The sequence below is a fragment of the Primorskyibacter aestuariivivens genome (assembly GCF_028023675.1).
Lineage (GTDB): Bacteria > Pseudomonadota > Alphaproteobacteria > Rhodobacterales > Rhodobacteraceae > Marinovum > Marinovum aestuariivivens.
Map to the genome: position 1 here is coordinate 273,374 of NZ_JAQIOZ010000006.1, position 14,862 is coordinate 288,235.

The 14,862-nt window shown below is 62.4% G+C and carries 11 protein-coding genes; 1 reads left to right on the forward strand and 10 read right to left on the reverse strand.

What is annotated here, in order from left to right; genetic code table 11:
* Positions 1–111: 111 nt before the first annotated feature.
* From PGB28_RS08795 to PGB28_RS08840, 10 genes are all read right to left on the reverse strand, one after another.
* A complete protein-coding gene (locus PGB28_RS08795; RefSeq protein WP_271421130.1) occupies positions 112–1,209 on the reverse strand; it encodes a BMP family ABC transporter substrate-binding protein in 1,098 nt (365 codons plus the stop codon).
* 37 nt (positions 1,210–1,246) lie between these two features.
* Entirely contained in the window at positions 1,247–2,170 is a 924-nt protein-coding gene (locus PGB28_RS08800; protein ID WP_271421131.1) for an ABC transporter permease, read from the reverse strand.
* Positions 2,170–3,255: an ABC transporter permease gene (locus PGB28_RS08805; RefSeq protein ID WP_271421132.1), complete on the reverse strand. Its 1,086-nt coding sequence runs from the start codon at positions 3,253–3,255 to the stop codon at positions 2,170–2,172. The genes PGB28_RS08800 and PGB28_RS08805 overlap by 1 nt, the downstream gene beginning before the upstream one ends.
* A gap of 81 nt (positions 3,256–3,336) precedes the next feature.
* On the reverse strand, positions 3,337–4,866 hold the full coding sequence (locus PGB28_RS08810) for an ABC transporter ATP-binding protein (RefSeq protein ID WP_271421133.1): 1,530 nt from the start codon (positions 4,864–4,866) through the stop codon (positions 3,337–3,339).
* A complete protein-coding gene (xdhC, locus tag PGB28_RS08815; RefSeq protein WP_271421134.1) occupies positions 4,863–5,801 on the reverse strand; it encodes a xanthine dehydrogenase accessory protein XdhC in 939 nt (312 codons plus the stop codon). Before xdhC ends, PGB28_RS08810 begins: the two co-directional genes overlap by 4 nt.
* Positions 5,798–8,239, reverse strand: a complete 2,442-nt coding sequence (gene xdhB, locus PGB28_RS08820; RefSeq protein WP_271421135.1) for a xanthine dehydrogenase molybdopterin binding subunit — start codon at positions 8,237–8,239, stop codon at positions 5,798–5,800. The genes xdhC and xdhB overlap by 4 nt, the downstream gene beginning before the upstream one ends.
* Positions 8,236–9,630 carry a xanthine dehydrogenase small subunit gene (gene xdhA, locus PGB28_RS08825; protein ID WP_271421136.1) on the reverse strand — a complete coding sequence of 465 codons (1,395 nt, stop codon included), beginning with the start codon at positions 9,628–9,630 and terminating at the stop codon, positions 8,236–8,238. The genes xdhB and xdhA overlap by 4 nt, the downstream gene beginning before the upstream one ends.
* Before the next feature lie 262 nt (positions 9,631–9,892).
* Positions 9,893–10,357, reverse strand: coding sequence for an SRPBCC family protein (locus PGB28_RS08830; protein ID WP_271421137.1), 465 nt, complete (start codon positions 10,355–10,357; stop codon positions 9,893–9,895).
* A gap of 25 nt (positions 10,358–10,382) precedes the next feature.
* A complete protein-coding gene (locus tag PGB28_RS08835) occupies positions 10,383–10,865 on the reverse strand; it encodes an SRPBCC family protein (protein ID WP_271421138.1) in 483 nt (160 codons plus the stop codon).
* Positions 10,862–11,191, reverse strand: coding sequence for an ArsR/SmtB family transcription factor (locus PGB28_RS08840; protein ID WP_271421139.1), 330 nt, complete (start codon positions 11,189–11,191; stop codon positions 10,862–10,864). Before PGB28_RS08840 ends, PGB28_RS08835 begins: the two co-directional genes overlap by 4 nt.
* Before the next feature lie 124 nt (positions 11,192–11,315).
* Between PGB28_RS08840 and dnaE the strand changes: the two genes are divergently transcribed.
* Complete coding sequence (gene dnaE / locus PGB28_RS08845) at positions 11,316–14,813, forward strand: DNA polymerase III subunit alpha (RefSeq protein WP_271421140.1); 3,498 nt, start codon at positions 11,316–11,318, stop codon at positions 14,811–14,813.
* Positions 14,814–14,862: the final 49 nt, after the last annotated feature.

Genomic DNA, 14,862 nt, shown 5'->3' on the forward strand with positions numbered 1-14,862 from the left:
TGCACGGAGCGTTGAGGAAGCCTATGACAGTGACCCGGTTTCGGAAAGACGCAAAAAAAAGCCCCCGCCGGAACTCCGGCAGGGGCCATGTCATACACCGTCAGGCGTGGATCAGTTCGGGATTTCGGCGGTGATGCCTTCGATATAGAACCCCATGCCCAAGAGATCGCCGTCCGAGGCGGTTTCACCTTCGGCCAGCCAGGGCGAGCCATCCGCCTTGTTGATCGGGCCGGTGAACGGGTGGTATTCGCCTGCGGTGATCGCGTCGATCATGGCCTGCGCTTCGGCCTTTACGTCGGCCGGGATGGCGTCGTTCATTTCGCCAATCACGACTTCGCCTTCGGGCATGCCGGCCCAGCTGTCGACCTGTTCATAGGTGCCATCCATCAGCGCGCCAACGCGTTTGACGTAATAGGGCGACCATTCGTCGATGATCGAGGCGACGCGCGGACCCGGTGTGCCATCGTCATTGGTCATGAAGGTCGCCATGTCGGACGCCTGACCAAAGCCCCAGGCTTTGCCGTCTTGTTTGGCGATCTCGGCCAGCGGCGCGGTGGAGTCGGTATGGGCGGTGATCACGTCCACGCCCTGATCCAGCATGGCGCGGGCGGCATCGGCTTCTTTCGCCGGATCGAACCAAGTGTAGGCCCAGGTCACGACCAGTTCCACATCCGGGTTCACCTTCTTGGCGTGGTGATAGTATGAGTTGATGCCCATGATGACTTCGGGGATCGGGAAGGACGCAATGTAGCCGATCTTGTTGGTCTGGGTCATCTTGCCCGCGATATGGCCCACAACGGCGCGGCCTTCGTAGAAGCGCGCGTTGTAGGTCGAGACATTGGGGTGCTCACGCTTGTAGCCGGTGGAATGCTCGAACTTGATGTTCGGGAATTTGGCGGCGACCGAGTTCGTCGCATCCATGTAGCCGAAAGAGGTGGTGAAGATGATGTCGCAGCCCGACAGCGCCATCTGCGTTAGAACGCGCTCGGCATCCGCGCCTTCGGGCACCGATTCCTGCCAAGCGATTTCGACCTTGTCGCCATAGGCTTCCTTGACCGCCAGCGCGCCCTGATGGTGCTGGTACGTCCAGCCGCCATCGCCGATTGGGCCGACATAGACGAAGCAGGCCTTCGTCGTATCCTGCGCCAATGCCGCGGTGCCAAGCGTCGCGGCAAACGCCGCGCTGGCAAGGAGTGTTCTTCTTTTCATGATTTATCCCCTGTTGGTGGTGGTTGAGTGGTTGCCCCTAATGCGAGGCGTGGAAAGGTCGGCCCAGAGACGCTGGCGCGCCATGCATCCCGCGGGCCGAGATTGTCACGAGCACGATGATTGTTATCAGATAGGGCGAGGCGGACAAGAGCGCGACAGGCACCTGCGCGCCCGCAGCCTGCAGGTTCAGTTGCAGCACTGTGATGCCGCCGAAAAGATAAGCACCCACCACGATGCGCCCCGCCCGCCAGGAGGCAAAAACCACAATTGCCAGCGCGATCCATCCCGCGCCTGCGGTCATGCCTTCGGTCCATTGCGGTACCCGAACAAGGCTCAGATACGCGCCGCCCAGACCGGAACAGGCCCCGCCGAAAAAGATCGCCATCATCCGGATGCGCACGACCTTGTAGCCCAGCGCATGGGCGGCGTCGTGGCTTTCGCCCACGGCGCGCAGGATCAGGCCAAAGCGGGTGTATTTCAGCGTGGCCCAGACCGCCGCGACCAGCGCGAGGGACACATAGACCATGATGTCATGCTGAAAGAACATCGGACCGATCACCGGTATATCGCCCAGAAGCGGGATGTGCAGATCCTGCAGGCTGGGCGCTTTCATCCCCTCATAGGGTTTGCCAATCAGCGCCGACAGCCCCAGCCCCACCAGTGTCAGCCCCAGCCCTGTAGCGACCTGATTGGACAGGAGGTATTGGGTCAGAATGCCAAAGCTCAGCGAAAGCACCGCCGCCGCTAACGCCGCCGCCGCAAATCCCAGCATGGGTGAACCGGAATTCAGCGCCACGACAAAGCCCACCACAGCGCCGGTGATCATCATTCCCTCGACACCGAGGTTCAGAACACCGGATTTCTCGACCACCATTTCGCCGATGGCTGCCAGAAGGATGGGTGTGGCCGACACCATGAGCGAGGCGACCAGAAGGATCGGGTTGATTGCGCCAAAGTCCATTATGCGGCCTCCCCTTGACCAAAGCGGATGCGGTAATTGGTGAAGACGTCCGTGGCCAGCAGGAAGAACAGCAACATGCCCTGGAACAGCTGGATCGACGCGCCGGGCAGGCCCAGCATGAGCTGTGCAAGCTCGCCCCCGATATAGGTCAAAGCCATCAGCAGCCCGGCCAACAGGATACCCACCGGATGCAACCGGCCCAGAAAGGCCACGATGATTGCGGTAAAGCCATAGCCTGAGTTGAAGTCGATGGTGATCTGGCCCGAAGGGCCTGCCACCTCAAACAGCCCGGCCATGCCCGCCAGAGCGCCGGAAAGGCCAAGGCAGAACAGAATGATCCGCGCGGGTCTCACACCCGCAAAGCGGGCTGCGCGCGGAGCCTGACCGGCAAGCTGGATGTGAAAGCCGCGAATGTGACGAGTGAGCAGCACATAGGCAAAGATCACGGCGACGAAGGCCGCCACCACACCCCAATGCATCCCCGTATTGGGAATGATTTCCAGATTGGCGGCGCTGTCATATTGCTGAAGGTTGCGCGAGCCGGGAAAGCCCATCCCGTCGGGGTTCTTGAGCAGCCCGGACGATACCGAGGCCAGCACAGATTCAGCCACATAGACCAACATCAGCGAGACAAGGATTTCATTGGTGCCAAACTTGGTCTTGAGCACCGCCGGAATCATGCCCCAGGCCCATCCGCCAAGCGCGCCCGCAATGACCATGAGCGGGAAGATGATGAAGCTCTCCATGGGGTAGAAGGCAAGGCCAACACCAGCCCCGGCAATCGCGCCCATGATGTATTGGCCTTCGGCCCCGATATTCCAGATGCCCGCTCGGAACCCGATGGACAGGCCGATCGCGATGAGGATCAGCGGCCCGGCCTTGATCAGAAGCTGAGGCCGGGAATAAGCGGCGAATTGTTCGTGGAACAGGGGGTCCCAGAAGATCGTGCGGATCGCCTCAAGTGGCGGCTTGCCGAGAGCGGCAAACATGAAACCGCCGACGACCATGGTCAGGAGAACGGCGAGGATCGGCGTGACAGCGGTCCAGAACCGCGACGGCTGTGGGCGTTTGACGAGATGGATCATGCGATGCGTTCCCCCAAGGTTCCGAAATCTTCAAAAGATTTCGGTCCGATTTCTATTGAAGAAATCGTGTCCGCGTTGGTCTCAAGCGTCCACATGGGCCACCTCCATGTCATGCGCACCACCCATCATGAGGCCGATCTCGTCCACGGTCAGCCCCTGCACAGGGCGGATATCGGACATGCGCCCCTCGTTCAGCGCGGCGAACCGGTCCGCCACTTCCATCAACTCGTCGAGATCCTGTGAAATCACCACTACAGCCGCCCCGCGCGCGGCGAGGTTCAGAATGGCCTGCCGGATGGCCGCCGCCGCCGCCGCATCCACGCCCCAGGTCGGCTGGTTCACGATGAACACCTCGGGGTTCTGCATGACCTCACGGCCAATGACGAATTTTTGCAGGTTGCCGCCCGACAGCGCCCGCGCCGCCGTGCCGGGGCCGGGTGTGCGCACGTCAAAGGCGTCGATTACCTTTTCCGCAAATGCCGTGGACTTGGGCCAGTTGAGAAAGCCCTTGTTCATCAGCCCTTCGCGTGCCGCCGCCGTGAGAATGGCATTCTCGGTCAGGCTCATATCCGGGGCGGCGGCGTGGCCCAGCCGTTCCTCCGGAGCCGACAGGATACCCGCCGTGCGCCGCGGCTCCGGTGGCAATGCGCCGACCGGGGTGCCGTCAAAGCTGACCATATCGGCGGCGGTCGTGATCTCGCCCGACAGCGCGGCCAGCAATTCATCCTGCCCGTTGCCCGCAACTCCGCCGATGCCCAGCACTTCGCCGGCGCGCACCTCAAAGGAGATGTCCTTGAGCGAGGTGCCGAATTCGTTGGGCGATTTCGCCGATAATCCCGCCACCTTGAGCCGCACGTCGCCGAACGCTTTCTCGGCGCGCTCGACCGCGTCGAAACTTGCGCCGACCATCATTTCTGCCAATTCCCGCGCGGTGGTCTCTGAAGGTGTGCAGGTGGCCACCTTCTTGCCCAGCCTCAGGATCGTCGCGTGATCGCAGAGCGCGCGGATTTCTTCCAGCTTGTGGGAGATATAGAGGATCGCGGTGCCCTCTGCGGACAGCTTGCGCAGCGTCTCAAACAGAATCTCCACCTCCTGCGGGGTCAGCACCGAGGTCGGTTCATCCATGATCAGCAGGCGCGGGTCCTGCAAAAGGCAACGAATGATCTCGACCCGCTGCCGTTCGCCCGCTGACAAGCCGCCGACGGTGCGTTCAGGATCGAGCGGCAGGCCATAGGTTTCCGAGACCTCGCGGATCTGCCGCGCCAGATCGCGGGGCTTGGGCGGGTTCTCCATGCCAAGCGCGATGTTTTCCGCCACGGTGAGGGCGTCAAATAGTGAGAAATGCTGAAACACCATCGCCACGCCCGATGCCCGTGCCGCGCGCGGCTCGGCCGGGGCATAGGGTGCGCCGTTCAGCGTCATGGTGCCGCTATCGGGTTTGACCAGCCCGTAGATCATCTTGACCAGCGTGGATTTCCCCGCGCCGTTTTCGCCCAGAAGCGCGTGCACTTCGCCAACGCGGATGTCAAAGGAGACGTCCGAATTGGCAGTGACGCCCGGATAGGCCTTGGTCAGGCCCTTGATTTCCAACAGAACCTCGCTGTCACTCACGCTTCCATCTCCCTCGTCGCAGTCTGTTGCTGCCGCATTTCCAAGTACCGGGCCGCAACGCCCACCGCAATTGCCTGCGGGTGTTTGCCAAGCGCCGGATCCCCGATGGGGCAGGTGATGCGCGAAATTTGCGCATTGCTATGGCCCAATACCGTTAACCGTTTGCGAAACCGCGCCCATTTGGTGGCCGACCCGATCAGCCCGGCGCTGGTAAAACCGTGGCTTAGTGCGGCATGGCACAGCTCCAGATCAAGCGCATGGGAATAAGTCAGGATCAGGTGATGGGCATCATGCGGGGCGTGCGGCATGAGCGCGGGCGGTTTGGCCGCCGGGATCACGGTGACGTTGGCGGGGCAGGTCGTGGGGAACCGCTCTGGCCCCGTATCGACCCAGGTGATCGCCGTGCCGGGCAGCGGTGCCAGCACATCCACCAGCGCACGGCCCACATGGCCCGCGCCCCAGATCCAGATCGTGAAGTCGGGCTTGGCGATGGGTTCGACGAACCAATTGCCGTGCAGGGCGGGCTCCGGCGCGGTGCCGGAATTGCGCATCAGGGTCTCGGCACGGGCGACCGAAAGCGGCCGGTCCCCGGGGCCGCGGGCGTAAAGCCCGGTTTCCGGCACGTGTCCAAGCCGCGTGGCGTCATAGGCTTCGGTCAAAAGCGTTACCGCCCCGCCGCAGCACTGGCCCAGTTCCGGGCCAAGCGGGTGATGGGACAGGTGATAGGCAGTGCCGCGCGCCAGACGCGCGCGCGCCGCCTCTGCCGCCTGATATTCCAATGCGCCACCGCCGATTGTGCCGCTTTGTCCGCTATCCCAGACCAGCATGGCCGCACCCACTTCGCGCGGGGATGAACCCTTGATCCCGGCAATCACCACCCGGGCCACGCGGCCATGTTGGGTCACAGCGTTAAAAAGGGCCGCGCGGTCAATCATCCCAATTGCCTCCGCACGGCCCAAAGGATGCGTTCCGGAGTGGCGGGTGCATCCAGGTCCGGATACCGCTCACCGCAGGCGGCGATGGCGTCCGAAATCGCGAAAAACGCTGACATGCCGAGCATGAAGGGCGGCTCGCCCACGGCCTTGGAGCGATAGATCGTCTCGGAACGGTTTTCACCATCCCAGAGGTCGACATTGAAGATCTCGGGCCGGTCGGAACAGGCCGGGATCTTGTAGGTGGAGGGCGCATGGGTGCGCAGCCGCCCCGCGTCGTCCCAGACCAGCTCTTCCATGGTGAGCCAGCCCGCGCCCTGCACGAATCCGCCCTCGACCTGGCCGATATCCAGCGCCGGGTTCAGCGAGGCCCCGGCATCATGGATGATATCCGTGCGCAGGATGCGGTTTTCGCCGGTGAGCGTGTCGATCACCACCTCGGTCAGCGCTGCCCCATAGGCAAAGTAGAAAAACGGCCGCCCTTGCCCCTTGATCCGGTCCCAGGCGACATCGGGCGTCTTGTAGAACCCGGTCGCCGACAGGCTCACGCGGTTTTCATAGGCGGATTTCGCGGCCTCTGCGAATGTCAGCTGGTTGTCGCCTACATATACGTAGCCATCCTCAAAGCGGACGTTTTCCACCGGTTGCTGATGCAGCTCCGCCAGATGCGCGGCGATGCGCCCGGTGATCTTGTCACAGGCGTCGCGCACGGCCATGCCGTTCAGGTCAGAGCCCGACGAGGCGGCGGTGGCCGAGGTGTTGGGGACCTTGGCGGTGTCGGTCGCGGTGATGCGGATCGTTTCCATCGGCACACCAAAGCGCGACGCGGCGACTTGCGCGACTTTCTGGAACAGGCCTTGACCCATCTCCGTGCCGCCATGGTTCAGGTGGATCGAGCCGTCCTGATAGACATGCACCAGTGCGCCCGCCTGATTGAGATGGGTGAGCGTGAAGGAAATGCCGAACTTCACCGGGGTCAGCGCCAACCCGCGTTTGAGGATCGGGTTCTGCGCATTCCACTCCGTCACCTTCGCCCGGCGTCCGGTGTAATCGGCCCGCTCGGCCAAAGCGTGGGTCATTCCATGCAGGATGAAATCGGTGACCTCCATGCCATAGGGCGTCGTCTGCACCCCGGCGGCAGGTTTTGGCACATCGGGCGCGGCGACGTTATCGGTGGCCCCGCGCGAGGCGAGATCTTCCGACGGACGCTCTGCAGGGCCGGGGGCGGCGTAGCGCGTGGCTTTCCCGTCCGAATGCGCACCGCCATAGCGATGGCCGGTGCCGGGACCCGTCGCCTCGGGCGCGGCGTAGTAATTCGCGCGTCGCACCTCCAGCGGATCGCGGCTAAGGTGATGCGCGATATGGTCCACAACCCGCTCGATCCCCAGCATGCCCTGTGGCCCGCCAAAGCCGCGAAAGGCCGTGGCGCTCTGGGTGTTGGTTTTCAAACGGTGACTTTCGATGCGGGCATGCTCAAGATGATAGGCATTGTCCGCATGCAACATCGCGCGGTCGGCCACAGGCAGGGAGAGGTCCTGCGCCCAACCGCAACGGGCGTATTGGAGGAAATTCACGCCCAGTATCCGCCCCGCATCGTCAAAACCCACCTCATAGTCGATGCGGAAATCATGGCGCTTGCCGGTGATCATCATGTCGTCGTCACGGTCATAGCGCATCTTGCAGGGCTTGCCGGTCAGCCGCGCGGCAATGGCGCAGGCGCAGGCCAGCGCATTGCCCTGGCTTTCCTTGCCGCCAAAGCCGCCGCCCATGCGGCGCGTCTCGACCCGGACGCCATGCATGGGCAGGCCCACGGCCTCGGCCACCTTATGCTGAATCTCGGTCGGATGCTGGGTGGAGGAATGCACCAGCATGTCGCCATTGTCCTGTGGAAGGGCCATGGCGGCCTGACCTTCGAGATAGAAATGCTCTTGTCCGCCCATCTCAAGCGAACCGGTGATCTTGTGCGGGGCGGAGGCGATGGCGCGGGCGGCGTCGCCCTTTTCATAGATGCGTGGGCCGTCTTCGAAATGGCTGTCCGCGGCAAGCGCGTCTTCGATGGTGAGCAGCGGTGTTTCTGCCTCGGTCTCGACCCGGCCCAGCTTTGCTGCCTTGCGGGCGTTGAGGTGGCTGTCAGCGACCACAAGGAACAGGGGCTGGCCGAGATAGTGAATTGAACCGTCGCTCAGGAGCGGCTCGTCATGGATCGAGGGCGAGACGTCATTGGCGAAGGGCAGGTCGTCGGCAGTGAGTACCGCCACCACGCCCGGCGCGGCGCGCACCTCTGCAAGGTCCATCGCTGTGATGCGGCCTTTGGCGATTTCGGACGTGCCAAAGGCCAGGTGCAGCGTGCCGCGTGGGGCGGGGATGTCATCGACATAGCGCGCTGCGCCGCTGACATGCAGCGCGCCCGCGTCATGGGGGAGGGGTTTGGTCACGCTCATGGGGTCACCTCCAGCACGGAGGTTTGCGTGCCGTTCATCTCATGAACGTAACGGAGCAGCATGTTTTTCGCGCTCTCCATGCGGTAGCTGGCCGAGGCACGCATGTCGCTGAGCGGGGTGAAATCCTCCTCAAGCGCGGCGCTGGCGCGCGTGGCGCTTTCCTCGGAGAGCGGATGTCCGATCAGCGCCGCCTCAAGCGCGCTGGCGCGTTTGGGGGTGCCTGCCATGCCGCCGAATGCGATGCGGGCAGCAGTGACCGTGTCGCCCTCAAGGGTCAGGTTGAACGCGCCGCAAACGGCAGAAATGTCCTGATCAAACCGTTTGGAGAGCTTGTAGACCCGCAGATTGGGTTGATCCTTGGGCAGTGTCACGGCCTCGACAAACTCGCCGGGCGCGCAGTCCTGTTTGCCATACTCGATGAAGAAGTCTTCCAAAGGCATGTTGCGCCGGTTATCGCCCTTGCGCAGGTGTAGCGTCGCGCCAAGCGCGATGAGCGGCGGTGGACTGTCGCCGATGGGCGAGCCATTTGCGATATTGCCGCCCAGCGTCGCGGCCTCGCGCACCTGAACCGAACCGTAGCGGCGCAACATTTCGGCAAAGCTGGGATAGAGCGGTTTCATTGCTTCCCAAAGCCGGGCGATGGTCACGCCCGCCCCGATGCGGAGCGTGTCGCCCTGATCCTCGATCTGTTGCAGGTCGCGGCATTTGTGCAGGAAGATCACCGGGTCAAGATCGCGCAGCTGTTTGGTCACCCAGAGGCCGACATCGGTGGCCCCGGCGATCAGAGTTGCTTCGGGGTTGGCCGCATAGAGATCGGCCAGTTCGTCGGAGCTATCGGGGAGGAGGGGGGCGCTGCCCCCCACGCCTTTGGCGCTCCCCCCGAGGTATTTTTCAACAGAAGAAGGATCTGTGCGGGTCCATTGCGGGACCGGCGCGCTTTGAGCGGTTTTCGCTGCGCGAATGATGGGCGCGTAGCCCGTGCAGCGGCAGAGATTGCCCGCCAGCCGGTCGTCGTAATCGGTTTGGCCATTGGCATGGGCCACCGCCATCGAGGCGACGAAACCAGGCGTGCAGAAGCCGCATTGCGATCCGTGTTCGTCCACCATCGCCTGTTGCACCGGGTGCAGCCCGCCATCATCGGCGCGGATGCCTTCGACCGTGCGCACCGATTTGCCATCGAGCTGTGGGAGGAAGAGAATACAGGCGTTGAGCGCCCGGATGCCGTCCGCGTCCTGCACCATCACGGTGCAGGCGCCGCAATCGCCTTCGTTACAACCTTCCTTTGTGCCGGTCAGGCCGCGGGACTCGCGCAGCCAGTCGAGGAGGGTTTCGGTTGGATTGTCGGGACGGACCCGGACAGGCTCTCCGTTTAGAAGAAATCCAATGTCCATGTCTGAAGTACCTGCCGCGGTACCGGTGCACGTTTTTGCGGACCCTCGATGCGGCGTAGAAGGTGCGCGTGCCGTTTGGTTGTCTCAACGATAGGAGGGCGCGTCGTGATCTGGCAAGCAAAACATTGGCCGCGGCGCAGAAATTTCTGGCCGATGCTTAAAAAACGGGATGTCGGCTTTGCGGATAAAGCTAATCAAGCAAAGAGTTTAGTCTTGGAGGTATTTTGAATGTCCTGAAACACTGTTCGGATTCTCCGAATGATCAAAGTGACTGGGCCAGCTCGGCAAGTTGATCCAGGGTGATGCCCCAGCCCTCGTGGAAGCCCATTTTCTCGTGTTGTTCGCGCTGCTCAGTGGTGCGATGCATGACATGCGCGTGATAAAGTGTACCGCCCTCCTGTGGGATCAGGCGCACATCTGCCACCATGAAACAATCGGGTGCGGGGCGGAAACCGAGCCGCATGCCGTCTGTAAAGACCAGCCGTTCGAAACGCTCGGCCAGAAGGAAACAGCCATCGTTTTCCATCAGCATGCCATCGGGCAGTTTCATCACGTTGAAGGCCCGGCCGCCGGCGCGCAGATCGTTGTCGCACTCGACGGTTTCCACGGCGGGCGGGGTGAACCATTGCTTGAACAGCTCCGGTTCCTCCCAGCAGCGCCAGATGGTTTCAGGCGCGGCGTTGATCAGGCGTTCGATCAGCAGGTCGGTTTCCGGGTTGAAGGTCATTGCGTATCCCCTTGGCTAACGTAGGTCAGGCGGCCTGCGTTTCGGCGTAGCGCGCGAGGTTCTCGAAGGCGTGAGTCCAGCCGCCCTCGAATTCCGACAGCATTTCGTCGCCGATAAAACTCATGATCTGGACGGTGACGGTGAGATTGGTCCCGATGTCGCTGGCGGTCAGGTCGCAGCATGCGAGAGACGACCCAAGCGCCGCGCCCTCGGCCATCAGGGTTTCCGCATAAACGAGGCGCGTGGCAGGCTCCATCAGCACCCAGTCGGTCAGCACGGTGACGTAAGGGTTATCGGCTGGACCGCAGCGCGAAACCTCGCGGATTCCGGGCGAGGGGGCGGGTTGGCCCTCGATCCGCACCACGTGCCCGTCGCCGGGCGGACCCCAGGCGCTGCGCGCGGCGGGGTCGATGAGTGCGGTATAAACGGTATCGGGTGCGGCCTTGATCGCGCGGCTCAGGCGCAGTGTGCCCGTGTCGGTGCCCGTTTGTGCGTCTGTGTCGATCATAATTTCCTCCGTTCCATGGCTTCGGCGAGGGCCTGCAAGCGATCCAGCTTGCCTTCCCAGAGGCGGCGCTGGCGGCCGAGCCAGTCTTCGGCCTGCGCCAGCGGCGCGGCTTCAATATTCAGGATGCGGGTGCGGCCGGTCTTTTCACTGCGGATCAGCCCTGCGCTTTCCAGCCGGTTCACATGCTTGAGGAAAGAGGGCAGCGCCATTGCGCTCGGGTCGTGCAGATCCGTGACCGAGGCAGGGCCTTGCGCCAGCCGTTCGATCACCGCGCGGCGGGTCGGGTCGGCCATGGCGGCAAAGAACGTATCGAGTTGGTTATCCATGTGGCTAACTATCTGCGGGGTGCCGGTTCGGGTCAAGTAAAAAGTTATCCGCTTGGCTAAGTGTCTGTGACGCTCCTCCGATTTGGGGCTTTTCGCGGCCTTGCCCCCCACATAAGGTGACCCAATGGCCGATCCTCGATTCATCCACCTCCGCGTCCACACCGAATATTCCCTGCTCGAAGGGTCCATACGGCTGAAAAAGCTGCCCGGGCTGTGTGCCGATATGGACATGCCCGCAGTGGCGGTTACGGATACCAATAACCTGTTCTGTGCGCTGGAGTTTTCCGTTGGCGCACAGGGCGCGGGCGTGCAGCCGATCATGGGCTGTCAGGTCGATCTGGCTTATCAGGAGGTCAAGCCGGGTGACAAACCGGCGCTGCCCGCCGCTGTGGTTCTGCTGGCGCAGAATGAACGCGGGTACGAGAACCTGATGAAGCTCAACTCCTGCCTCTACGTGGACAAGGGCGGGCAGTTGCCACAGGTGACACTGGACGAGCTTGAGACCTATTCCGAGGGGCTGATCTGTCTGTCCGGTGGGCCGGACGGACCGGTGGGCCGGCTCTTGCAGCGCGGCCAGCGACCGGCGGCAGAGGCGCTGATGCGGCGGCTGGCAGGCACTTTTGGTGACCGGTTATATGTGGAATTGCAGCGCCACCCCGGCGACAATGGATTGCCCGAGGCGGAAGAGACCACTGAACGCGGCTTTGTCGAAATGGCTTATGCCATGGACCTGCCTCTGGTGGCCACCAATGACGTCTATTTCCCCAAGCCCGAGATGTACGAGGCGCATGACGCGCTGATCTGTATCGCCGAAGGTGCCTATGTGGATCAGCAGGAGGATCGCCGCCGCCTGACCCGAGAGCATTATTTCAAGAGTCCGGCAGAGATGGCGACGCTGTTTGCCGATCTGCCCGAGGCGCTGGAAAACACGGTGGAGATCGCCAAACGCTGCGCCTTTGGCTGCTATCGCCGTGACCCGATCCTGCCGAAATTCGCTGATGACGAGGTGGCCGAACTGCGCCGGATCGCAAATGAGGGCCTGCAAAAGCGGCTCGCCGTGATCCCCCATGCGGTGAGCGTCGAGGAATATCAGGAGCGGCTCGATTTTGAACTCGGCATTATCGAAGGGATGGGCTTTCCCGGCTACTTCCTGATTGTTGCCGACTTTATCCAATGGGCCAAGGACCATGATATCCCGGTGGGGCCGGGGCGGGGGTCGGGCGCGGGCAGCCTCGTGGCTTATGCGCTGACGATCACCGACCTTGATCCGCTGCGCTATTCGCTCCTGTTCGAGCGGTTCCTGAACCCGGAACGGGTGTCGATGCCGGACTTCGATATCGACTTCTGCATGGATCGTCGGGAAGAGGTGATCGCCTATGTTCAGCGGAAGTATGGCCGCGACAAGGTGGGGCAGATCATCACCTTTGGCGCGTTGCTTTCAAAAGCTGCGGTGCGTGACATCGGGCGCGTTTTGCAGATGCCTTATGGGCAGGTGGACCGGCTGTCCAAGATGATCCCGGTGGAGGGCGTGAAACCCGTCAGCATCGAAAAGGCGCTGCAGGATGAGCCGCGCCTGCGCGAAGAAGCGCGCAACGAAGAGGTGGTGGACCGGCTTCTGACCTATGGCCAGCAGGTCGAGGGGCTGCTCCGCAATGCATCGACCCACGCCGCCGGTGTGGTGATCGGCGACAGGCCACTGGACGAACTGGTCCCGCTTTATCAGGACCCGCGTTCGGACATGCCGGCCACCCAGTTCAACATGAAATGGGTGGAACAGGCGGGTCTGGTAAAGTTCGACTTTCTGGGTCTCAAGACGCTGACCGTAATCCAGAACGCCATGGATCTGATCTTTAAATCCGGTCGCCCGCTGCATGTCTCTGCCACCGGCACGGAACTGTATGAACCGGCCGAAGGGGCGGAAAACCAGATCAACGCCATCCCGCTGGATGATGAGGCGGCCTACAAGCTCTATGCCGCGGCCAAGACGGTGGCGGTGTTTCAGGTGGAAAGCTCGGGCATGATGGATGCGCTCAAGCGCATGAAGCCCACCTGTATCGAGGATATCGTGGCGCTCGTGGCGCTGTACCGGCCCGGCCCGATGGAGAACATCCCGACCTATTGCGAGGTCAAGAACGGGGTGAAGGAGATCACCTCGGTCCATCCGCTGATTGACCATATCCTTGAAGAGACCCAGGGCATCATCGTCTATCAGGAACAGGTGATGCAGATCGCGCAGGTCATGGCGGGCTACAGCCTTGGCGGCGCGGACCTGCTACGCCGGGCGATGGGTAAAAAGATCAAGGAGGCGATGGACGCCGAACGCCCCAAGTTCGAAAAGGGCGCGGCGGAAAACGGGGTGGACAAGAAAAAGGCCACCGAGGTTTTCGACCTTCTGGAGAAATTCGCGAACTACGGCTTCAACAAGTCCCACGCCGCCGCCTATGCGGTGGTGAGCTACCAGACCGCATGGCTCAAGGCCAACCACCCTGTCGAATTCATGGCAGGCGTCATGAATTGCGACCTGCATCTGACCGACAAGCTGGCGGTGTATTTCGAAGAGGTGCGCAAGGGGCTGTCGCTGCCTTGGGTGCCGCCCTGTGTGAACCGATCGTTGGCCACCTTTGACGTGGTGGACGGGGCGCTCGTCTATGCGTTGGGCGCTTTGAAGAATGTCGGTGTCGAAGCGATGAAGCTGGTGGTCGAGGGCAGGGGGGACAAAGCCTTTGCTACGCTGTTCGATTTTGCCCGGCGCGTGGATCTCAAGAAGGTGGGCAAGCGGCCTTTGGAAATGCTGGCGCGGGCCGGGGCGTTTGACGCGCTCGATCCGAACCGTCGCCGGGTGTTTGAAAGCCTCGACGGGTTGGTAAGCTACTCCGCCGCCGTGCATGACCAGAAGAATTCCTCGCAGGTCAGCCTGTTTGGTGAGGCGGGTGAGGACCTGCCGGAGCCGCGTCTCGCCCCGGTCAATGACTGGCTGCCCGCCGAACGGCTTGCCGAAGAATTCAAGGCGGTGGGATTTTACCTCTCGGGCCACCCGCTGGATGATTACATGGCGCCGCTCAAGCGCAAGGGCGTGATGACGCTGGACGAGGTGACGGCCAAGGCGGAAAGCTCGGCCTGTATCGCCAAGCTGGCGGGCGTTGTCGCCGGGCGGCAGGAGCGTAAATCGGCGCGCGGCAATCGCTTTGCCTTTTGCCAGTTGTCCGACACGACGGGCGCCTATGAGGTCACGCTGTTTTCCGAGACGCTGGAGAAATCCCGCGAGCATCTGGAAACCGGGGCCAAGGTGGTTGTCACAGTTGAGGCGACGATGGAAAGCGACCAGTTGAAGCTGTTGGGTCGCTCCGTGGCACCGATTGATGTGGCGGTGGCGGATGCGGGATCAACCGGGTTGAAAGTGTTCGTCGAGGAAGAGGCGGCGTTGCCGTCGGTTGCGACGATCCTTGCGGATGCGGCGGACAAGGTGCAGCGTGCCGCCAAGGGCCCGATTTATCTGTGCCTGATGGACCCGCGTTTGCCGGGTGAGGTCGAGATCGACACTGGCGCTGAATACCCGGTGTCACCCGAGATCAAGGGGGCCTTGAAGAGCCTGCCGGGGGTGATGGCGGTTGAGGAAGTCTGAAAACGATTTCATTCAATGAAATCGGTCCGAAATCTTTTGAAGATTTCGG